Consider the following 22333-nt stretch of genomic DNA (forward strand, 5'->3'; position numbering starts at 1 on the left):
AAGTAGCGTGAAAATTACCCTTAGTATACCGTGTGTACACTCAGGTTTTAAGCAGTTTGTGTAATTGAAGAAAATAAAAAAGGAGCCATTAGGCTCCTTTTTCTATGTAAGCAATATTTTTTACACGTCTAAGTTAACTACACGTAGTGCGTTCTTTTCAATAAACTCACGACGAGGCTCTACTTGGTCACCCATTAAGGTCGCAAATAATTGATCCGCGCCAACAGCATCTTCGATCGTTACTTGTAACATACGGCGAGCACTAGGATCCATTGTGGTCTCCCAAAGCTGGCTTGGGTTCATTTCGCCCAGTCCTTTATAGCGTTGAATATAGATCCCGCGCTTCGATTCTGTGATCAACCATTCCAAAGCATCCACAAAGTTATCAACAGGTTTTGTTTTCTCACCACGTTGAATATATGCACCTTCGCTAAGGATGTTTGCGATGTTAGTACCAGTCACAGCAATGCGTTGGTAGTCACGTGACGCAATAAAGTCATAATGAAGTACGTGTGCTTTATCTACACCGTGCTGACGAATATTCACAACCGGGTAATACATATTACGCTCAGCATCATGCTCTGTACCAGCATGGAAAATAGTCGCATCTTCATCACGTGCAATCAGGTCGTCAACCAACACTTTAGTCCAAGCAATTACTTTAGCTTCATCTGAAAGGTCATCAGTTTTCAATTCTGTTTGATAAATTAAGCGTTCCATTACCGTGTTAGGGTATTTACGCTTTAAACGCTCAATTACTTTAACTGTGTTTTGATAATCGTGAACGATTTCTTCTAGTGCCTCACCTTCAAGAGCTGGTGCATCTGTACTTGCATACAACGCTGCACCATTAAGAGCAAGCGATGTTAGGTATTCAACTAATGCAGGGTCATCTTTAATATAACGCTCTTGCTTACCTTTTTTCACTTTATAAAGTGGTGGTTGAGCAATGTAAATATAGCCGCGTTCTACAATTTCAGGCATTTGGCGATAGAAGAATGTTAATAGTAACGTACGAATGTGAGAACCATCCACGTCCGCATCGGTCATGATGATGATACGGTGGTAACGTAATTTCTCAGGGTTATATTCGTCACGACCAATACCACACCCTAATGCAGTAATTAGTGTTGCTACTTCTTGTGAAGATAACATTTTATCAAAACGTGCTTTTTCTACGTTTAAGATTTTACCTTTAAGCGGAAGAATAGCTTGGTTTTTACGGTTACGTCCCTGCTTGGCTGATCCGCCAGCAGAGTCCCCTTCCACTATATATAGTTCAGATTGGGCAGGATCTTTTTCTTGGCAATCAGCTAGCTTACCAGGTAAGCCTGCTAAGTCCATTGCACCTTTACGACGTGTCATTTCACGGGCTTTACGCGCCGCTTCACGAGCACGTGAGGCATCAATAATCTTACCTACAACAATTTTGGCATCAGTTGGGTTTTCTAATAAAAACTCAGTGAATTTTTCAGCCATTGCTTGTTCAACTGCAGACTTAACTTCACTTGAAACAAGCTTGTCTTTAGTTTGCGATGAGAACTTAGGATCAGGAACTTTAACACTAACAACAGCCGTTAAGCCTTCACGGGCATCATCACCGGTAGCATTGCTGGTTGTTTTAGCTTTTTTGTTAAAGCCTTCTTTTTCCATGTAGTTATTAAGTGTACGTGTTAGCGCTGATCTAAAACCGGCTAAGTGAGTACCACCATCACGTTGTGGAATATTATTTGTGAAACAGTAAATATTTTCTTGGTATGCATCATTCCACTGCATTGATACTTCAACGCTAATACCATCTTCTTCACGTTCGTGAGTAAAATGGAATACACCTTTATGTATAGGTGTTTTATTACGGTTTAAGTATTCAACGAAAGCTTGAATACCGCCTTCGTATTTAAAGTGGTCAGATTTATTTTCTTCACGTTCATCATTTAAAATGATGCTCACACCTGAATTTAGGAATGAAAGCTCGCGTAAACGCTTAGCTAAAATTTCGTAATGAAAATCTAAGTTTGTGAATGTTTCACCACTTGGCCAAAAACGCAGTTCTGTACCTGTCGTGTCCGATTCGCCAATAACAGCTAAAGGTGCATCTGGAACACCCATAGTGTAAAACTGCTCATGAAGTTTACCTTCACGGCGAACTGTAAGTTTTAGCTTTTCTGAAAGTGCATTTACAACAGAAACACCAACACCGTGTAAGCCACCTGATACTTTATAAGAGTTATCATCAAACTTACCACCGGCATGAAGTACCGTCATAATAACTTCGGCTGCTGATACGCCTTCTTCTTCATGGATAGAAGTTGGAATACCACGACCGTTATCTCGTACTGAGACAGAACCGTCTAAGTGAATCGTTACATAAATATCATCACAATGACCTGCTAAGGCTTCATCGATCGAGTTATCAACGACCTCAAACACCATGTGGTGTAAGCCTGTGCCATCATCGGTGTCCCCAATATACATTCCAGGACGCTTTCTTACTGCGTCTAATCCTTTAAGTACTTTAATACTCGACGAGTCATAATTCTCAGACATGGTTAATCCCACTTATCTTGTTATTAGGTTGCCATGTTTCACGTGGAACATTTGTAGTTCTCGTTGCATGGGTTCCACCACAGCAGAAATACTTTCAGACAAAATTGAAGAGATAAAAATTTGAGAACTGCAGTGAGCAAGTAATTGTCCCACTTTCTCTTTTGTATCTTCGCCTAACTCTGAAGGTAGATCATCTATTAGCAATATAGATTGCTTATCTGTCTCTGACTCAATTAAGCTATTTTGCGTAACTTTTAACGCATATAATAGTAACTTCAATTGACCGCGTGAGAATGTATTCTCCACGCTGTTGCCAGCGACACTAAAACTAAAATCGGCCTTATGAGGGCCTTTACTTGTAAACCCTTGGCGAGCATCTCGCTCAAAGTTTTGCTCTAACGCATCTGCAAGAGATTCGGTCTCTTTCCAGCCAGCGTTAAAGGTCATTTCTAAATCACGTACAAGCGTTAATTCTGCACACATTTTATCAAAAAACTGCTGCTTAAACCTACTTATATACGCCAATCTTAATTTATTTATTTCTTCAGCCAGTCTAACAAATTCTTTGTCCCAAAACTTAATTTGGTCAAAATAATTCTTGGGCTTAGTTTTTAACAATGCATTACGTTGTTTAAGTACTTTATTAAACGATTGCCATAAAAAAAAGAACTCATGTTCCACGTGGAACAAACCTAAATCTAAAAACTTTCTGCGCTCTTTAGGCCCACCAAAAAACAAAGAATAGCTCTCTGGTGTAATAATTTGCACTGGCATGAGTTGAGCTAGTTCGGATATTTTACGGCTCGCCTTACCTTGAATTTTTAAATTAGTTTCACCCGTTTGGGTTTTACTAATACCAATTGGAATAGATAAGTCGTGTATTGTTTTGCGCCCGTGAATTACAAACTGCTCTTGCTGATGCGCGATAATACTTTTGTGTTTTGGAGTACGAAAAGATTTGCCGTGAGAAAGGTAATAGATAGCCTCTAAAAGGCTGGTTTTTCCGCTGCCATTTTCACCATATATTATATTAACGCCGTTAACTGGTTCTAGCGTCAGCGCCTCAATATTACGAAAATATTTGAGGCTCAAATGACTTAAGCTCATTATGTATTTATAGTCTTATAAACGCATAGGCATAACAACGTACATTGCTTCTTCATCGCCTGCACCTTCAATTAATGCACTGCTGTTTGAGTCGGCTAATGTAAATAGTACGTCTTCTGTTTTTAATGTGTTTAGTACGTCTAATACGTAAGACACGTTAAACCCTATTTCTAGGTCGGCACCTTCGTAACTTACTTCAACAACTTCTTCAGCTTGTTCTTGCTCTGGGTTGTTGGCCGTAATTTTTAATAAACCATTTGATAAGTTTAAGCGTACGCCACGAAACTTTTCATTAGATAAAATAGACACTCGTTGGAACGCATTACGTAACCATTCTCGGTTAGCTGTAATTACTTTGTCGCCACCACGTGGTAATACACGACGGTAATCTGGAAAACGCCCATCAACCAGTTTACTTGTAAATGTAAACTCAATATCAATAATACGGATATGGTTAGCACCAAACTGAATTGTTACCAATTCATCGTCAGCTACCATAAGGCGCATAATTTCTTGCACACCTTTGCGAGGTATAATTAATTGACGTTGTGTATTAAGCGATTGCGTTAATTGCTTTTGCGCTATAGCTAAACGGTGACCATCTGTTGCTACTGTTTTTATATCGGTATTATCTACTTCAAACGACATACCATTTAAGTAATAACGTACGTCTTGATTTGCCATCGAAAAATGCGTGCTTTCGAGTAACTTACGAAGCTCTAAACGAGTTAGTTGAAATTCAACCTCTCCGTCCCACTCTTCTAAATTAGGAAAATCATCAGCAGATAAAGTCGTCAATGAAAAACGGCTTTTACCACTGGTTAAAAGTAATTGATGCTCTTGCAAGCTTAAAGTAATGTCTGAACCATCTGGTAGACTTTTACAAATATCGAGTAACTTTTTAGCGGGTAACGTTAGTTTTGTATCGGCAATATCATCACCTACAAATACGCCAGAAACTAGTTCAATTTCAAGGTCAGTACCCGTCATTGAAAGTTGTCCGTTTTCTACCACTAACAAAACGTTAGATAAAATTGGCAACGTGTGTTTGCGCTCTATTGCGCCCGACACTTGCACCAATGGCTTTAAAAATTGTTGTCTTGATATTGTTATTTGCATAATAAAGTCAGCCCTAAGATGACAATGTTCTTATTAAGTTTTGGTAATCTTCTTTAATTTCGTGGCTTTCGTCACGTAGTGATTTTATCTTACGACATGCATGTAATACGGTCGTATGATCGCGCCCACCAAATGCGTCACCAATCTCAGGTAAGCTGTGATTAGTTAATTCTTTAGACAATGCCATAGCTACCTGGCGCGGCCTCGCTATAGAGCGGCTGCGGCGCTTAGATAACAGGTCTGATATACGAATTCGATAGTACTCAGCAACAGTGCGCTGAATATTGTCTATGGTAACCAGTTTATCTTGCAAGGCAAGTAAATCGCGTAGCGCTTCTTTTACAAAATCGATTGAAATAGGACGACCGGTAAAGTTCGCATTAGCGATTACACGGTTAAGTGCACCCTCTAGCTCACGAACATTTGAACGTAATTTTTTGGCAATAAAAAAAGCAACTTCGTGTGGTAAGTTAATCTTACTTTGCTGGGCTTTTTTCATCAAAATAGCAACGCGTGTTTCAAGCTCTGGTGGCTCAATCGCAATTGTTAATCCCCAACCAAAACGTGATTTTAGCCTGTCTTCAACGCCTTCAATCTCTTTAGGGTAACGGTCAGAGGTTAAAATAATTTGTTGGTTGCCTTCAAGCAATGCATTAAAGGTATGAAAAAATTCTTCTTGTGAACGCTCTTTGTTAGCAAAAAATTGAATATCATCAATCATTAATGCATCAACACTGCGGTAATAACGCTTAAATTCTTCTATCGCATTATTTTGAAGTGCCTTTACCATGTCTTGAACAAAGCGTTCTGAATGCATGTAAACAATTTTAGCATCTGGCTTATTTGCCATAATGCCATTACCTACTGCATGTAATAAGTGAGTTTTACCTAAACCAGTGCCACCGTATATAAATACAGGGTTAAAAGCAGAGCCAGGATTGTCGGCAACCTGTGTGGCCGCAGCTTTTGCTAATTGGTTTGATTTACCTTCAACAAAGCTATCAAAAGTATAGTTTTCTTTAATGTTAGATTTGTAACCTGACTTAGGTGCAGGTTCAACAACTGGCTTTTGCTCGCGAGGCTGTTGTTTTGCTGAAGCGTGTGCACTTGGTGCCGATTGAGTTTCTATAACCGGTGCAGCTTGTGCATTTAATAAAGGTTTACTACCTACATCAAAACGTAGTTTTGGTGCTTCAACACCACAAATTTCTACTAGTAATTCGTTAATTCTATTTAGGTACTTTTCTCTCACCCAATCAAGCACAAAGCGATTAGGTGCATAAATCGTCAAGGTATCTTCGGTACTTTCTGCTTGTAGCGGTCTTACCCACATACTGAATTGCTGCGAAGGCAGCTCATCTTGCAATACATATAAACAACTTTGCCAAACCGACAGATACACAGTTAAACTCCCAGAGATATAATTTTTATTCCCGCACATCATTAATGATTATAAATCATACATTTATTGCGTTCAAATGGTCCAATAAGCGACCCAAGACCGCGTATTATGAAGACACTTTATCCACAAGTAAAAGATTGATTTTTATAAAATTGTTGATATCGATGTATAAAATCATTAACAAGCTGATTTAAAACAGTTTTTATTTTAGATCCTGAGAGGGGATCATAACAAAATAACACCAAGATCGCGAACCAAATTTACGATCCAATTTACTTTTCCCCCGCTTTTATTCACTTTTTATACAGGGGCTGTGGAAAACTTCTTATTTATGATGATCCTAACAGATCGCCTTATATGATCTCTTATATAGTAGTAGGTGGGTTATATACCCTTAACGTAATTATGATTGACTTTACATTACTTACTCTATAATATCTCGCGCTCGCAATGGCACCTATGCCAGGATCGCGACCTGTATAGGATGTTTTAACTTTAACCGATCGGATGAGATTGTTATGAAAAGAACTTTTCAACCTAGCGTTTTAAAACGCAAACGTGCACACGGCTTCCGTGCTCGCATGGCAACTGTAAATGGCCGTAAAGTATTAGCACGTCGCCGCGCTAAAGGCCGCAAAGTTCTTTCTGCTTAATTTATAAGTGGAAGACTTTAGCTTTGGCAGGGAGTTACGTCTGTTAACTCCCTCGCATTACTCTCGCATATTTAATGAACCCGCTCGGGCTGCAACTCCTTTCTTTACTCTATTAGCTAAACCAAATGACCAAGAAAAACCTCGGTTAGGTCTTACTGTTGCTAAAAAACGTGTAAAAAAGGCATGCCAACGAAACCGTATTAAACGTCTCGCTCGCGAAAGTTTTCGTTTAAATCAACACAGCATCGATAATATTGATATTGTGCTTATGGTTAAAAATGGTATTGATGAGCAGTCTAATGAAGAAATAACCAAACAACTTACTAAATTATGGCGAAAAATTAACGAACGCTGTAAACCAGGTGCACCTAAACCGCCACCTTTTAAGAAACGCCCAAACAAATCAGCTAAATCTAACAAACAAACCTAATTGCAATAGAATTGCAGGGTTAATTAATGTATCTTTAGCTCACCTTTTAATCATGCATTTAAATTTTCTAATTGAGTCTTTAAATACATGATATCTATCTCACTAAACTTAAGTAGGGGCATAAACATCATGAGGTTACTTAAACCACTTGTTGCTTTACCAACTTTTTGTTTAGTGTTATTTATCCGCGGTTATCAAAAGTGGATTAGCCCGCTGTTAGGTCCGCATTGTCGTTTTAATCCAACCTGTTCTAGTTATGCTATTCAAGCAATTAAATTGCATGGATCGGTAAAAGGTAGTTGGTTAGCTTTAAAACGCATATTAAAATGCCATCCTTTACATTCAGGCGGAAACGACCCCGTTCCTGAAAAATTAACCCATATTAACCACCAACACGAGAAATAAGAGCTGTTATGGAATCGCAACGCACGTTTTTATTAATTGGCCTAATGCTAGTGTCGTTTTTATTGTTCCAAGAATGGGATAATGATTACAACAAGCCTAAAGTCGATCCAAGTGCCACAACACAAACACTACAAGCAAATTCACCAGAGTCGGATGATTATATTCCTTCATCGTCAGATTCAGAGTTACCTGCTTCAGCAACTTTAGCTAAGCGTTCAGTTATTGAAATTACAACTGACGTTTTTAAAGTTAAAATTGACACCAAAGGCGGTGACATTGTTGAAACAGACCTTCTTCAATACGAAGAGACAAAAGGCAGTGAAACGCCTTATATGCTTCTTGGTCAGCTTGATGGTGGCAAACAATACTTTTCACAAAGTGGCTTAATTGGCTTAAATGGCCCTGACGCATCAGCTAACGGTCGCCCTACTTACAATACCGAACAAAAGTCATATACCTTAACGGGTGATGAGCTTCGCGTTCCACTTCAGTTTACTGATAGTAATGGTGTTAGTTTTACTAAAACGTATGTATTCAAAAAAGGTCAGTATGACGTAGGCCTAGAATACAAAATTAACAACACTACCAGCGCACCTCTTCAAGTACAGCTATACACGCAAATTAAGCGTACCGTACAAGAAAAAGGTAGCATGGTTGATCAAAACTATTTAGGTGCTGCATACGGTACTGATGAAGAAAAATACGAAAAGTATAGTTTTTCAGATATGGCTGATAAAAACCTAAATAAAAGCACACAAGGTGGTTACGTTGCCTTTATTCAACATTACTTTGTAAGTGCTTGGGTTCCAATGCAGGACCAATCAAATACACTTTATAGCTTAATCACAAAAAGTAATGCCGCTATTATTGGTGCTAAAGATCCCGCTGTAAATATTCAAGCTGGTAGTGAGCAAATACTAACTGCTACTTATTATATGGGCCCGAAAGAGTCAGATATTCTTGAAGCGATTCACCCAGACCTAGACCTAACCGTAGATTACGGTTGGTTATTTTTTATCTCGCAACCTTTATTTGTATTGCTAAAATGGCTACACAGCATTTTAGGTAACTGGGGTGTAGCAATTATTGCCATCACTATTATCGTTAAATCGTTAATGTACCCACTTACTAAAGCGCAATACACTTCAATGGCAAAAATGCGTGCCCTACAGCCTAAAATGGCAGCCCTTAAAGAAAAGTTTGGTGATGACCGTCAAAAGTTCGGTCAAGCAACTATGGAAATGTACAAAAAAGAAAAAGTTAACCCAATGGGTGGCTGTTTCCCTATTTTGCTACAAATGCCAATTTTCTTAGCCTTGTTCTACGTATTCTTAGAGTCTACTGAACTTCGCCATGCTGAATTCATTTTTTGGTTAACAGACCTTTCTGCGAAAGACCCGTACTACGTATTGCCAATATTATTTGGTGCGAGTATGTTTGTGACGCAAAAGCTACAACCTATGACGGTTACTGATCCAATGCAGCAAAAAATGATGACCTTTATGCCGGTTATCTTCTCTGTATTCTTCTTATGGTTCCCATCTGGTTTAGTTCTTTACTGGTTAGTGTCTAACCTTATTTCTATTGTCCAGATGTTAATCATCTACCGTGGCATGGAAAAGAAAGGAATTAAAGTAAGAGGCTAACTAAGCTCCTACTTATATAAAGGCGACTTCGGTCGCCTTTTTTATTGCCTGTTTTTCACCACAGCTATTCGCTACAAATAAATCGATAGGTTACAATACGGGCATAAAGTTACTCATCGTTGGCAAATTAATAGCATGATCAATCAAGATACAATTGCAGCACAAGCAACAGCACCTGGACGTGGTGGTGTTGGTATTATTCGCGTTTCAGGTAGCCTTGCTAAAAGTGTCGCCGAAAAAGTAGTAGGTAAAATACCTAAAGTTCGCTACGCCGATTATGTGCCATTTAAAAGCCTTGCTGGCGAGCAACTTGATCAAGGTATTGCCATTTACTTTGCAGGTCCTAACTCATTTACTGGTGAAGACGTACTTGAATTACAAGGCCACGGCGGTCCTGTAGTACTGGATATGTTACTTAAAGAAATTAGTAAAATAGAGGGCGTTCGTTTAGCAAAGCCTGGTGAGTTCTCTGAACGCGCATTTATGAATGACAAGCTTGATTTAACACAAGCAGAAGCCATCGCCGACTTAATTAATGCCACTAGCGAGCAAGCCGCTAAAAGCGCCCTACAGTCTCTCCAAGGTGAATTTTCTAAGCACATAGAAACACTCGTAGAAAAAGTAATTCACTTACGTATGTATGTAGAAGCGGCAATAGATTTTCCTGATGAAGAAATTGATTTTTTATCAGATGGTAAAGTGTCAGGCGACTTAGACGCGATTATTACTCAGCTTAACACTGTAACCAACCAAGCCAAGCAGGGCAGCATCATGCGCGAAGGTATGCGTGTTGTTATTGCAGGTCGCCCTAATGCGGGTAAATCAAGCCTGCTTAACGCTCTAGCCGGTCGTGAAGCCGCAATCGTAACAGAAATAGCCGGTACCACTCGCGACGTACTACGAGAGCATATACATATAGATGGTATGCCACTGCATATTATAGATACAGCAGGCCTACGCGAAAGCCCAGACAGAGTAGAACAAATAGGTATTGAGCGTGCATGGGATGAAATAAACCAAGCCGATCGCGTTTTATTTATGCTTGATGGCACTGATACTATAGATACTGACCCGCACAAAATTTGGCCTGAATTTATGGCAAAATTACCAGAAGGTATGGGGGTTACGGTCATCAGAAATAAAGCTGATTTATCGGGCGACATAGTCGGAATGGAGCAAGAGCAACAATACCCGGTCATCAGCTTAAGTGCTAAAAATGCTGACGGTATTGAACTTGTTCGCGAGCATTTAAAAGCTTGTATAGGCTTTCAAGGTGCAACAGAAGGTGGCTTTATGGCGCGCCGTCGTCATTTGGATGCACTAGAAAGTGCTGCGTATCATTTAGAAACGGGTAAAACACAGTTAGAAATGCACATTGCTGGTGAAATACTCGCTGAAGAACTGCGTTTAACACAGCAGTATTTGAATGAAATAACCGGTGAATTTACCTCAGACGACTTACTTGGCAAAATATTTAGCTCGTTTTGTATTGGTAAATAAACACCCTATTACAGATATATTTTTATTATAAGAGCACTTAGGTGCTCTTTTTTTATGTAAAATATTCTGCTGTAAAATATGTATTTATACACCTGATGCCTGCAAATTACTGCCAATAAAATCATATCCAAAACTACCTTTGTTACGTGCTAAGAGAGGTCATATTATATAGAGTAGACAATACTGAGAGTGCTTATTGAGGGAATTAATAGCACAAATTACACCTATTATTAAGGTTAAAATCGATACATTTTTAAACAACCGCACGCTTTAATAGCGTTATATGTCATACAAAAAGTAGTTATAAATGGCTTCCTTATACTTACTTTAGCGCACAAAAATGCACTAAAACACACCTGATACACGCAATAAATGATGCTATTCGCTCAATTAAAGAGCTAAAAAACACTGATTAGTACTCTAAAAAGCTTACTTTTGACAACATATAATTTGATAATCACTGTGATTTTTAAATAAAATAACTCAACTGCTAAGTATTCAAAACTTTTGATCTGCTAACTCCACCAGCAAAATTAATAAAAATAGCAGCTCTTAATTCGCATAAAATTAAAAATACCGAGATCACTTATCCACAATACCTAATTTTCAGCTCAAATAAATACCAAAACTAGGTAAATCAGTCGCAAAAACCTCATGATCAATTGTAATTTATCTATTTATGAACTTATTTTTAATTAATTTCATTAGATCTGCTTTATTAGATCATTTTAAAAAATTATTTTCGATCTAAATTTAAGGTTATCAACAGGCTTTATATCCACATTATGATCAACATGTATTTTTAATTGAGATATTTACAATTTAATTTTTTACTGACAAGTAATATCAATAACTTAGCGAATATAAAACAACCTAAAAAAACAGTTTAAGCAGAGCTTCCCCCACTGTTATCAACAACTTGATCAGAAGATTACATTTAAAGACAATTTGTTAAACACTATATTATCAACAACTTAAAGACACAATTTTGAATGAGTGTAAAATTACCGCAAAAATAGTTATACAAAAAAGCACTCTTAACTTTACTGTTATCCTCACTCAGTTATCATAGGCGGCAATTATAACCAATGTGATCACTAATATTCATGAGTTCAGTAAATCTTATTGTCGGCAGCCAAATGGGATCAGCCGAGTATGTTGCAGAGCAATTAAGCGACGCGCTTAATAACCTTGGTATTACTACGCAACTACATGATCAACCTGAATTTAGCGATATTGATCAGCAAAATACCATTTGGTTAATCTGCACATCAACTTATGGTGCAGGTGATTACCCTGAAAATCTTATTAGTTTTGTTGAAGATGTAACTCAAGCAGATGATTTATCTGAATTAAAATATTCAGTAATCGCTTTAGGCGACACTAGTTATGACACTTATAACCTAGCAGGACGTAATATAGATGCCTTATTAACTCAAAAAGGAGCTATAAAAGTAGCAGAACGTTTAGAGCTTAATATTCTCGATGAAGCACTACCAGAAGACACTGCATTAACGTGGTTAGACTCTTGGATAGCTCAAACAGGCATAAAATAGATAGATCAAGTAAAAAGTTATATATAAAGTTACCCACAATTTACTAATAATTTAATAGGTTTTGTGGATAAAGATTGAATAAACTGCGTTTTAAAGCATGCTTATCCATTGGATAAGATCCAACTGATTCAACCCTGTGCATAAAGTGCCTTTTTGATCAGAGCTTATTTGCTGGATGATCCGATCATATTAACACCTTTAGATCTGATCTAATTTCATGTTTTAAATGAAGATCTAAACCTTATCAACAGAAAAGTCGATCAGTAGTAGTAATAGTAATAAAAGATCTCTTTAAAAGATCCTTTATATTATTAGAGATCACATACTTAGATCTTGCCCTTTGTTTAATCATTTATCTTCTGCCAATTTCTAGGTAGAATACGCTCCCTTTTGAAGTTTACCGGTTTGATTTAAGTAGGATCCCATTAATGATTTTTCACGAAAATTTTGACGTTATCGTAGTAGGTGGTGGACATGCTGGCACTGAAGCCGCATTAGCAGCTGCCCGTATGGGGATGAATACCCTGCTACTGACTCACAATATGGATACCCTTGGTCAAATGTCTTGCAACCCAGCAATTGGTGGGATTGGCAAAGGTCATTTGGTAAAAGAGATCGACGCGCTTGGTGGTGCAATGGCACAGGCCATTGATAAAGGCGGGATCCAATTTCGTACACTAAATTCTTCAAAAGGACCTGCTGTTCGTGCTACTAGAGCACAAGCAGATCGCGCTTTGTACAAAGCAGCTATTCAAACAACATTACAAAACCAAGATAACCTTAAAATTTTTCAACAATCATGCGATGATCTTATTGTTGAAAACGATCGTGTTACTGGCGTAGTAACTCAAATGGGTTTACGTTTTAGTGCACCAAGTGTTGTTTTAACCGTGGGTACTTTTTTAGGCGGCTTAATTCATATTGGTTTAGAAAATTATAAAGGCGGTCGTGCAGGCGATCCTCCTTCAATCGCTTTAGCTGATCGCTTACGTGAACATCCATTTAGAGTTGATCGTTTAAAAACAGGTACACCTCCACGTATTGATGCACGTACTGTTGATTTTACAAAAATGGAAGCACAGCCAGGTGATACACCAACTCCTGTGTTTTCGTTTATGGGTAAACAATCAGATCACCCACAACAGATACCGTGTTACATAACTTACACAAACGAAAAAACACATGATGTTATTCGTAAAAACTTACATCGCTCACCTATGTACTCAGGTGTTATTGAAGGTATTGGTCCACGATACTGCCCTTCAATTGAAGATAAAATTGTTCGTTTTGCAGATAAAGATAAACATCAAATATTTGTTGAGCCTGAAGGTTTAACATCATACGAATTATACCCAAATGGTATTTCGACTAGTTTACCGTTTGATGTACAACTTGAAATTGTGCAATCGATTACAGGTTTTGAAAATGCACATATTTGTCGACCTGGTTACGCAATTGAATATGATTACTTTGATCCACGTGATTTAAAACAATCTTTAGAAACTAAATTTATTGAAGGTTTATTTTTTGCGGGTCAAATTAACGGTACTACCGGCTATGAAGAAGCGGGTGCACAAGGCTTAATTGCAGGTATGAATGCTGCACTAAAAGTACAAGGCAAAGATTCTTGGACACCACGTCGTGATGAAGCTTACGTTGGTGTATTAATCGACGACTTAGCAACACTGGGTACAAAAGAACCATACCGCATGTTTACCAGTCGTGCCGAATACCGTTTATTACTTCGTGAAGATAATGCTGATATTCGTTTAACTGAAAAAGGCCGTGAACTAGGTTTAGTTAATGACGAACGCTGGCAGGCATTTAACGAAAAAATGGAAGTAATCGAAAAAGAGAAGCAACGCATTAAAGATACGTGGATTCATAAAGATCACGCCGTTGTAGATCAAGTAAATGCATTACTGAAAACACCGCTTACACGTGAAGCAAGTTTAGAAGAATTACTTCGTCGCCCAGAGATTCGTTATAACGATCTTATGGCTATAGAAGGATTAGGATCTGAATTTACAAACAAAGCGGCACTTGAACAAGTTGAGATCCATACTAAGTACGCAGGTTATATTGCGCGTCAACAAGATGAGATCAACAAACAGCTTCGTCATGAGCAAACAATTTTACCAAAAGAGTTTGATTATAAAACCGTATCTGGTTTGTCAAATGAGGTAGTTGCCAAGCTTATTGAGTCGCGTCCTGACACTATTGGTCAAGCATCGCGTATTTCTGGTATCACCCCAGCGGCGATTTCGCTATTATTAGTGTATCTGAAGAAGCAAGGCTTATTACGCAAATCCGCGTAACGGTAAGGGTACATAGTGTTACAGCAACAATTAACTACATTGTTAGCGCAAACTGATATTGCGCTAACAGAAAAACAACAGCAACAGCTAGTTCGTTACGTCGAGTTATTGAATAAGTGGAATAAGGCTTATAACTTAACCTCAGTACGCTTACCTGAAGAAATGATGATTAAGCATATTATGGATAGCTTAGTTGTTGCGCCTCACTTACCCGGTCATCATTATATTGATGTTGGAACGGGTCCTGGATTACCGGGTATCGTATTAGCAATTGCATTACCTAATACACATTTTGTGTTATTAGATAGCTTAGGTAAACGTGTACGATTTTTAATGCATGTTAAACATGAGCTTGGTCTTGATAATGTAACCCCGGTTCAGTCAAGAGTTGAAGAATATCAACCAAGTGTTAAATTAGACGGCGTACTAAGTCGTGCTTTTGCTTCATTACAAGATATGGTTGACTGGTGTTCGCACTTAATCGATCATTCGGGTAAATTTATAGCACTTAAAGGCGTGTTCCCTAGCGAAGAGCTAGAGTCACTACCTGCAGGCGTTAAGTTTGAGCAAAAAATTGCATTAGAAGTACCTAATTTAGATGCACAACGACATTTAATTATTCTTTCTAAAGACTAGGGATCAGAGACACCGTGGCAAAAGTCATCGCATTAGCAAATCAAAAAGGTGGAGTGGGTAAAACTACAACCGCTGTAAACCTCGCTGCGTCTATGGCTGCAACGAAACGTAAAGTGCTGTTAATTGATCTCGATCCGCAAGGTAATGCGACTATGGGTAGTGGCGTAGATAAGTATGGCGACGTGCCAACTATTTACGACCTACTTATTGAAGATAAACCTATAGAAGACGTTATCATTAAAGAAACGTCTGGCGAATACCACATGATTGCTGCAAACGGTGATGTAACCGCTGCAGAAGTTAAATTGATGGAATTATTTGCCCGTGAAGTGCGTTTACGTAATGCACTTGAAAAAATTCAGGACCAGTACGAATTTATTTTTATCGACTGTCCACCCTCTCTAAATATGTTAACTGTTAATGCAATGGCCGCAGCTGATTCTATTTTAGTGCCAATGCAGTGTGAGTATTATGCACTTGAAGGGTTAACCGCATTAATGGATACGATTACGCAGCTTGCTAAGTTAGTGAATCCTAGCTTACAAATTGAAGGCATACTTCGTACTATGTACGACCCGCGTAACCGTTTGGCAAATGATGTATCAGAACAATTAAAACAACATTTTGGCGATAAAGTATACCGTACGGTGATCCCGCGTAATGTTCGTTTAGCTGAAGCACCTAGTTTTGGTACTCCTGCTATGTACTATGACCGGGCATCAAGCGGCGCTAAAGCATATTTAGCACTCGCTGGTGAAATGTTACGCAGAAAAGAAAAAACAGCGTCCGTTGTCGCCTAACTTTGAGGTAAAAAAATAACATGTCTGCTAAAAAACGAGGTTTAGGCCGAGGACTCGATGCACTTTTAAGTTCGTCAAAGCCTGCACCAAGCCCAAGCAAGGAACAAGACACATCAAACGTTTCTGAGGCTGTGCAAAATGCCGCGGCTAATAATAGTGAATTACAAAAACTTCCAATAGAGTTTTTACACTCTGGTAAATACCAACCTCGTAAAGACATGTCTGAAGAGGCGCTAGAAGAGCTTGCTAGTTCTATTCGCTCACAAGGTATTATTCAACCCATTGTTGTGCGCCCTATTGCACACAATAGCTTTGAAATTATTGCTGGTGAACGTCGTTGGCGCGCAGCGCAAATAGCTAAGCTTGAAACAGTACCTTGTATTATTAAAGATGTACCTGATGAAGCTGCCGTTGCGATTGCACTGATAGAAAATATTCAGCGTGAAGATTTAAATGCCATGGAAGAAGCAGTTGCACTTAATCGTTTACTAATAGAATTTGAATTAACACATCAGCAAGTAGCAGATGCGGTGGGTAAATCACGTACGACTGTAACTAATTTACTGCGTTTAAATAACTTAAATAGTGATGTAAAAATTCTGTTAGAGCATGGCGATATTGAAATGGGCCATGCTCGTTGCCTGTTAGCCCTTGAAGGTGAAGCGCAGTCAGATGCTGCTCGTTTAGCTGTAGCTAAAGCATTAACAGTTCGAGAAACTGAAAAGCTCGTACGTTCAATTTTAGAACCTTTACCTGCTAAAGAAATAACCGAAAAAGATCCAGATGTTAAGCAGTTAGAACAGCAACTCGCTGAAAATCTAGGTGCTAAAGTAGAGATTAACTACAATAAAAAAGGCAAAGGTAAACTGGTTATTTCGTATACTAACCTAGATGAACTTGACGGCATTTTAAATCGTATCAATCACGACAATACCCACCATTAGTTTTCTACATGTCTAAAAAGGGACATTTGTAGCTATTTCGTGTTACAAAGCATCTACTCAAGTTGCAAAACTGGCAGGATTAAGTATAATTTCGCCAGTTTTCACACCCTAACAATTAGAACGCAATAAAGGTTAACTAAACGTGACTGATAAGTTAGCGAGTCCATATCGACTTGCCGTATTAAAGTTAATTTGCCTTCAGGGTGTTGTAGCATTAGTTGCTGCTGTAATTGTTTTTTTTAGTTCGGGAGTCAATGCCTCGCTTTCATCACTCGCTGGTGGAGCTGTAGCAGTACTTCCGCACTTTGTATTTGCACTTTATGCATTCAGATATATGGGTGCAAGTCGAGCAAATCAAGCGTATGCCTCGTTGAAACGCGGCAACGGATTAAAGTTTATGCTAACAATTGTATTGTTTGCGCTAGTACTGAAGCATTTTCCGGTAATTTTATTACCCTTTTTTAGTACTTATATACTGGCGCTCTTTACTGGATTGTTCGCACCCGTTTTTTTTAAACATTAACTTTTGGGATATAACATGGCAGCAGAAGAAGTTACTCTATCTGGCCATATCCAGCACCATTTGACCAATGCTAAGATGTGTTCGACCGATACAGGTCTCGCCTTCAATAAAGCATGTACGGACAGTGGATTCTGGACATGGCATATAGATACCCTTGCATGGTCTATCGGTTTAGGTCTTATATTTTTATGGATCTTTCGTAGTGCCGCTAAAAAATCAACACTAGGTGTACCTGGGAAATTTCAGTGTTTTATTGAAATAATCGTAGAATTTGTTGGCGACAACGTACGCGATACTTTCCATGGTAAAAGCAAGCTTATTGCACCATTAGCCTTAACGATTTTCGTTTGGGTGTTCTTAATGAACTTAATGGATTTAATACCAGTTGATTTCATTCCAGCACTTGCAGGTTTCGTTGGTGAGACTGCATTTGGTATGGATTCACACGATGTGTACATGAAAATTGTACCAACGACTGACATTAATATGACTTCAGCGCTAGCGCTGGGTGTATTTATACTAATGGTTGGCTTTTCAATCAAAATAAAAGGTATTGGCGGGTTTATTAAAGAGTTAACGCTTCATCCGTTCAGCTCAAATAACATGTTTGTTCAAATTATTTTGATACCATTTAACTTATTACTTGAACTGATTGCACTCGTTTCTAAACCGTTTTCATTAGCACTACGTTTGTTTGGTAACTTATATGCTGGTGAGTTGATTTTCATCTTGATCGGCGCTATCGGTTTTATGCAACTACCGTTGCACTTTGTTTGGGCTGTATTCCATATTCTAGTTATTACATTACAAGCATTCTTATTCATGATGCTTACGATTGTATACCTAAGCATGGCAAGTTCAGATAATCACTAATTTTTAGATTTACAATTTTACTTTTACTTTTAACTTTACAATTGAAACTTTGGAGAAATAAATGGAAGCTTTAGAATTATTAACAGGCTTAAAATACATCGCAGTAGCTTTACTAATCGGTTTTGGTGCAATCGGCACAGCAATCGGTTTTGGTAACATGGGCGGTAAATTCCTTGAAGCATGTGCGCGTCAACCTGAGCTTGCACCTTCGCTACAAGTTAAAATGTTTATCCTTGCTGGTCTAATCGATGCTGTAGCAATGATTGGTGTTGGTATCGCTATGGTATTGTTGTTCGTACTTTAATTTTATTCTTTGAACAGCTTACTATTTAAGGAGGAGCGGTTGTGAATTTAAACGCCACTCTTATCGGTGAATTGATTGCGTTTACGGTGTTCGTATTATTTTGTATGAAATACGTATGGCCACCACTAAACGGTGCAATTGAAGCTCGCCAGAAAAAAATCGAAGATGGTTTAGCTGCCTCTGATAGAGCCGAAAAAGACTTAGAACTTGCGCAAAAGAAAGCTGCTGAACAGCTTAAAGATGCAAAAGCTCAAGCGGCTGATATCATTGATCAAGCTAAAAAGCGTGCAGTGCTAATTGTTGACGAAGAAACACTTCGTGGTCAACAAGAGCGTGAAAGTATCATTGCTCAAGGGCACTCTGAAGTTGAGTCTGAACGTAATCGCATAACAGAAGAACTACGTAAGCAAGTAGCAACTCTGGCAGTGATTGGCGCAGAACGTATTTTAGAGCGTGAAATTAATCAAGCCGCACATAGTGACATCGTTGAAAAACTTGTCGCTGAGCTGTAATTAGGAGGGTATGAGCATGTCTAATTTGACTACTATCGCTCGCCCATACGCTAAAGCGGCTTTTGAACTTGCCGTTGAGAAAGGCACTCTAGAAAGCTGGAATGATATGTTGTTCTTTGCAGGCCATGTAGCCAGCAATGAGCAAGCATCGTCTGTTTTAGCGAGTATGCCTACAGCTACTGCACAAGCTGAATTATTTATTCAACTTTGTGCTGAGCAGCTCAACGAACAAGGTCAGAACCTAGTTAAGGTGATGGCTGAAAATGGACGTTTGACAGCTCTACCTGAAGTTGCACAGTTATTTGCTGAATTTAAAGCAGAATACGATAAAGAAATCGAAGTAGATGTGATTTCTGCAACTCCTCTTGTTGCTGCGCAACAAGAGTCATTGGTAGCGGCACTTGAAAAACGTTTCGCACGCAAAGTTAAGCTGAATTGTAGTGAAGACGCGTCAGTGGTTGGTGGACTTATTATTAGGTCTGGCGACACTGTAATCGACGGTACTATTCGCGGTAAATTAAACCGCTTAGCTACAACACTACAATCGTAATTGGGAAAAAGAGCATGCAACTTAATTCCACTGAAATTTCAGATCTGATCAAACAACGTATTGAGAAGTTCGAAGTTGTAAGTGAAGCTCGTAACGAAGGTACTATTGTATCTGTTACTGACGGTATCATCCGCATCCACGGTCTTGCTGACTGTATGCAAGGTGAAATGATTGAGCTTCCTGGCAGCCGTTATGCTATCGCACTAAACCTTGAGCGCGACTCAATTGGTGCAGTAGTAATGGGTCCGTACGCTGACCTTACTGAAGGCGTAAAAGTATATACAACTGGTCGTATTTTAGAAGTTCCTGTTGGTCCTGGTTTACTTGGTCGTGTTGTAAACACACTAGGTGCTCCAATCGATGGTAAAGGCGCTCTAGATAACGACGGGTTTGAACCTGTAGAAAAAATTGCACCAGGTGTAATCGAGCGTAAATCTGTAGATGAGCCAGTTCAAACTGGTTATAAATCTATTGATGCGATGATTCCAGTTGGTCGTGGTCAACGTGAACTTATCATTGGTGACCGCCAAACAGGTAAAACTGCACTAGCAATCGATGCAATCATCAATCAAAAAGACACAGGCGTTAAGTGTGTGTACGTTGCGATTGGTCAAAAAGCTTCTACTATTGCAAACGTAGTTCGTAAATTAGAAGAGCATGGTGCACTAGCAAATACTATCGTAGTTGTTGCATCTGCTTCTGAATCTGCGGCACTTCAGTACTTAGCACCGTTCGCGGGCTGTACTATGGGTGAATACTTCCGTGACCGTGGTGAAAACGCATTAATCGTATATGATGATTTGTCTAAGCAAGCAGTTGCTTACCGTCAAATTTCATTACTACTTAAGCGTCCACCAGGCCGTGAAGCATACCCAGGTGACGTATTCTACCTTCACTCTCGTCTTTTAGAGCGTGCATCGCGTGTAAACGCAGATTACGTTGAAAAGTTCACTAATGGTGAAGTGAAAGGTAAAACTGGTTCATTGACGGCATTGCCAATCATTGAAACTCAAGGCGGCGACGTTTCTGCGTTCGTACCGACTAACGTTATCTCTATCACCGATGGTCAGATCTTCTTAGAAACTGACTTATTCAACTCAGGTATCCGTCCGGCAGTAAATGCTGGTATCTCGGTATCGCGTGTTGGTGGTGCTGCACAAACTAAAATCGTTAAGAAACTAGGTGGCGGTATCCGTCTAGCCCTAGCTCAGTACCGTGAATTAGCTGCGTTTTCGCAGTTCGCGTCTGACCTTGATGATGCAACTCGTGCTCAACTTGAGCATGGTGAGCGTGTAACAGAGCTAATGAAGCAGAAACAGTACGCGCCAATGTCTGTTGCTGATATGTCTTTGTCGTTATTTGCTGCTGAAAAAGGCTTCCTTCAAGACATCGAAATCGCGAAAATCGGTGACTTTGAAGCAGCTTTACTTTCGTATGCAAATAGCACATACGCAGAGCTTGTGGCTCAAATCAATGAAACTGGTAACTTGAATGCCGAGATCGAAGCGCAGCTTAAAGAACTTCTAACGAAGTTCAAGTCTACGCAAACTTGGTAATTTAGTTATTAATGGTGCGCTTTAGGAAACTAAAGCACACCTTGATTCGGAGAGAGAGTCATGGCCAGCGGAAAAGAGATTAAAAGCAAGATCGGGAGTATTAAAAATACTCAAAAGATCACTAGCGCAATGGAAATGGTTGCTGCGTCTAAAATGAAAAGGGCGCAAGAACGCGTTGCTTCAAGCCGTCCATACGCTGACAAATTACGTGAAGTAATTGGTCGTGTTGCTCAAGCAAATCTTGATTTTACTCACCCGTTCTTAAAAGATCGTGAAGTGAAACGAGTTGGTTATATTGTTATCTCTACAGACCGTGGTCTGTGTGGCGGTCTAAACTCAAACGAGTTTAAGAAAGTTGCACTTGATGTTAAAGCGTGGAAAGAAAAAGGTGTTGATGCTGAATTTGCTACTTTAGGTAGTAAAGCAGCTGGCTTCTTTCAACGTTTTGGTGGTCAACTACTCGCTAAAAAAGCGGGCCTAGGAGATAAACCTTCAGTACAAGACGTTATTGGTCCTGTAAAAGTTATGCTTGATGCATTTTCTGAAGGCAAAATAGACCGTTTATTCTTGGTATATAACAAATTCGTTAATACCATGAGGCAAGAGCCAATTATAGATCAGTTACTCCCTTTGCCAAAAGCTGAAGAAGAAGTATCTGCTCACACATGGGATTACTTATACGAGCCAAATCCAGAGGCTATTTTAGAGTCTTTGTTAGTACGCTTTATTGAGTCTCAAGCATACCAAGGTGTGGTAGAAAATGCTGCCTCTGAACAGGCTGCTCGTATGGTTGCAATGAAAGCTGCAACTGATAACGCAGGTGACCTTATGGACGAGCTACAGCTTGTTTATAACAAGGCTCGCCAAGCAGCAATCACACAAGAAATTAGTGAGATTTGTTCTGGCTCAGCAGCAGTTTAATGCTTCGGGTAAAGATTAACGAGAGGAATAG

Annotated in this window: 21 protein-coding genes; 17 read left to right on the forward strand and 4 right to left on the reverse strand. The window is 39.1% G+C overall.

The genetic code is table 11. The features are described 5' to 3' along the window. Positions 1 to 120 precede the first annotated feature (120 nt). From gyrB to dnaA, 4 genes are read right to left on the reverse strand one after another with little or no spacing between them, the layout of a single operon-like run. A complete protein-coding gene (gyrB, locus tag GQR38_RS18060; protein ID WP_008172005.1) occupies positions 121 to 2547 on the reverse strand; it encodes a DNA topoisomerase (ATP-hydrolyzing) subunit B in 2427 nt (808 codons plus the stop codon). 12 nt (positions 2548 to 2559) lie between these two features. Next, positions 2560 to 3654: a DNA replication/repair protein RecF gene (gene recF / locus GQR38_RS18065; RefSeq protein WP_008138030.1), complete on the reverse strand. Its 1095-nt coding sequence runs from the start codon at positions 3652 to 3654 to the stop codon at positions 2560 to 2562. Positions 3655 to 3669: 15 nt separating this feature from the next. After that, a complete protein-coding gene (dnaN, locus tag GQR38_RS18070) occupies positions 3670 to 4773 on the reverse strand; it encodes a DNA polymerase III subunit beta (RefSeq protein WP_010555149.1) in 1104 nt (367 codons plus the stop codon). 13 nt (positions 4774 to 4786) lie between these two features. Then, positions 4787 to 6175, reverse strand: a complete 1389-nt coding sequence (gene dnaA, locus GQR38_RS18075; protein ID WP_010555148.1) for a chromosomal replication initiator protein DnaA — start codon at positions 6173 to 6175, stop codon at positions 4787 to 4789. A gap of 518 nt (positions 6176 to 6693) precedes the next feature. On the opposite strand from dnaA, the gene rpmH reads away from it, so the two are divergent. The 17 genes from rpmH (at position 6694) to atpG (ending at position 22302) form a co-directional block, all read left to right on the forward strand. Then, on the forward strand, positions 6694 to 6828 hold the full coding sequence (rpmH, locus tag GQR38_RS18080; RefSeq protein ID WP_004335215.1) for a 50S ribosomal protein L34: 135 nt from the start codon (positions 6694 to 6696) through the stop codon (positions 6826 to 6828). Positions 6829 to 6835: 7 nt separating this feature from the next. After that, positions 6836 to 7258 carry a ribonuclease P protein component gene (gene rnpA / locus GQR38_RS18085; protein WP_007584204.1) on the forward strand — a complete coding sequence of 141 codons (423 nt, stop codon included), beginning with the start codon at positions 6836 to 6838 and terminating at the stop codon, positions 7256 to 7258. Positions 7259 to 7387: 129 nt separating this feature from the next. Further along, the gene (yidD, locus tag GQR38_RS18090; RefSeq protein WP_101216553.1) at positions 7388 to 7663 is read left to right on the forward strand and encodes a membrane protein insertion efficiency factor YidD; all 276 of its coding nucleotides are present in this window, start codon (positions 7388 to 7390) and stop codon (positions 7661 to 7663) included. Between the two features lie 8 nt (positions 7664 to 7671). Then, the gene (gene yidC, locus GQR38_RS18095) at positions 7672 to 9309 is read left to right on the forward strand and encodes a membrane protein insertase YidC (protein WP_165722847.1); all 1638 of its coding nucleotides are present in this window, start codon (positions 7672 to 7674) and stop codon (positions 9307 to 9309) included. Positions 9310 to 9444: 135 nt separating this feature from the next. Next, the gene (gene mnmE / locus GQR38_RS18100) at positions 9445 to 10809 is read left to right on the forward strand and encodes a tRNA uridine-5-carboxymethylaminomethyl(34) synthesis GTPase MnmE (protein WP_007584209.1); all 1365 of its coding nucleotides are present in this window, start codon (positions 9445 to 9447) and stop codon (positions 10807 to 10809) included. Positions 10810 to 11915: 1106 nt separating this feature from the next. After that, positions 11916 to 12365 carry an FMN-binding protein MioC gene (gene mioC, locus GQR38_RS18105; protein ID WP_024591277.1) on the forward strand — a complete coding sequence of 150 codons (450 nt, stop codon included), beginning with the start codon at positions 11916 to 11918 and terminating at the stop codon, positions 12363 to 12365. Positions 12366 to 12793: 428 nt separating this feature from the next. Continuing rightward, complete coding sequence (gene mnmG / locus GQR38_RS18110; protein WP_007585991.1) at positions 12794 to 14683, forward strand: tRNA uridine-5-carboxymethylaminomethyl(34) synthesis enzyme MnmG; 1890 nt, start codon at positions 12794 to 12796, stop codon at positions 14681 to 14683. Positions 14684 to 14698: 15 nt separating this feature from the next. Beyond that, complete coding sequence (rsmG, locus tag GQR38_RS18115) at positions 14699 to 15319, forward strand: 16S rRNA (guanine(527)-N(7))-methyltransferase RsmG (protein ID WP_007585988.1); 621 nt, start codon at positions 14699 to 14701, stop codon at positions 15317 to 15319. A 14-nt stretch (positions 15320 to 15333) separates the two neighbouring features. Then, positions 15334 to 16119: a ParA family protein gene (locus tag GQR38_RS18120; RefSeq protein ID WP_004335235.1), complete on the forward strand. Its 786-nt coding sequence runs from the start codon at positions 15334 to 15336 to the stop codon at positions 16117 to 16119. 20 nt (positions 16120 to 16139) lie between these two features. Further along, positions 16140 to 17063, forward strand: a complete 924-nt coding sequence (locus GQR38_RS18125; RefSeq protein WP_024607965.1) for a ParB/RepB/Spo0J family partition protein — start codon at positions 16140 to 16142, stop codon at positions 17061 to 17063. Positions 17064 to 17205: 142 nt separating this feature from the next. After that, the gene (locus GQR38_RS18130) at positions 17206 to 17586 is read left to right on the forward strand and encodes an ATP synthase subunit I (RefSeq protein WP_165722848.1); all 381 of its coding nucleotides are present in this window, start codon (positions 17206 to 17208) and stop codon (positions 17584 to 17586) included. A gap of 15 nt (positions 17587 to 17601) precedes the next feature. Beyond that, positions 17602 to 18459: a F0F1 ATP synthase subunit A gene (atpB, locus tag GQR38_RS18135; protein WP_010555143.1), complete on the forward strand. Its 858-nt coding sequence runs from the start codon at positions 17602 to 17604 to the stop codon at positions 18457 to 18459. A 61-nt stretch (positions 18460 to 18520) separates the two neighbouring features. Further along, the gene (gene atpE / locus GQR38_RS18140) at positions 18521 to 18763 is read left to right on the forward strand and encodes a F0F1 ATP synthase subunit C (protein WP_007585980.1); all 243 of its coding nucleotides are present in this window, start codon (positions 18521 to 18523) and stop codon (positions 18761 to 18763) included. A 41-nt stretch (positions 18764 to 18804) separates the two neighbouring features. Beyond that, entirely contained in the window at positions 18805 to 19275 is a 471-nt protein-coding gene (atpF, locus tag GQR38_RS18145; RefSeq protein WP_004335264.1) for a F0F1 ATP synthase subunit B, read from the forward strand. 16 nt (positions 19276 to 19291) lie between these two features. Next, entirely contained in the window at positions 19292 to 19825 is a 534-nt protein-coding gene (gene atpH, locus GQR38_RS18150) for a F0F1 ATP synthase subunit delta (protein WP_007585978.1), read from the forward strand. Positions 19826 to 19839: 14 nt separating this feature from the next. Further along, the gene (atpA, locus tag GQR38_RS18155) at positions 19840 to 21381 is read left to right on the forward strand and encodes a F0F1 ATP synthase subunit alpha (RefSeq protein WP_007585976.1); all 1542 of its coding nucleotides are present in this window, start codon (positions 19840 to 19842) and stop codon (positions 21379 to 21381) included. A 60-nt stretch (positions 21382 to 21441) separates the two neighbouring features. Beyond that, a complete protein-coding gene (atpG, locus tag GQR38_RS18160; protein WP_007585974.1) occupies positions 21442 to 22302 on the forward strand; it encodes a F0F1 ATP synthase subunit gamma in 861 nt (286 codons plus the stop codon). Positions 22303 to 22333: the final 31 nt, after the last annotated feature.

It is taken from the genome of Pseudoalteromonas sp. c7(2019) (genome assembly GCF_011378625.1).
Lineage (GTDB): Bacteria > Pseudomonadota > Gammaproteobacteria > Enterobacterales > Alteromonadaceae > Pseudoalteromonas > Pseudoalteromonas arctica.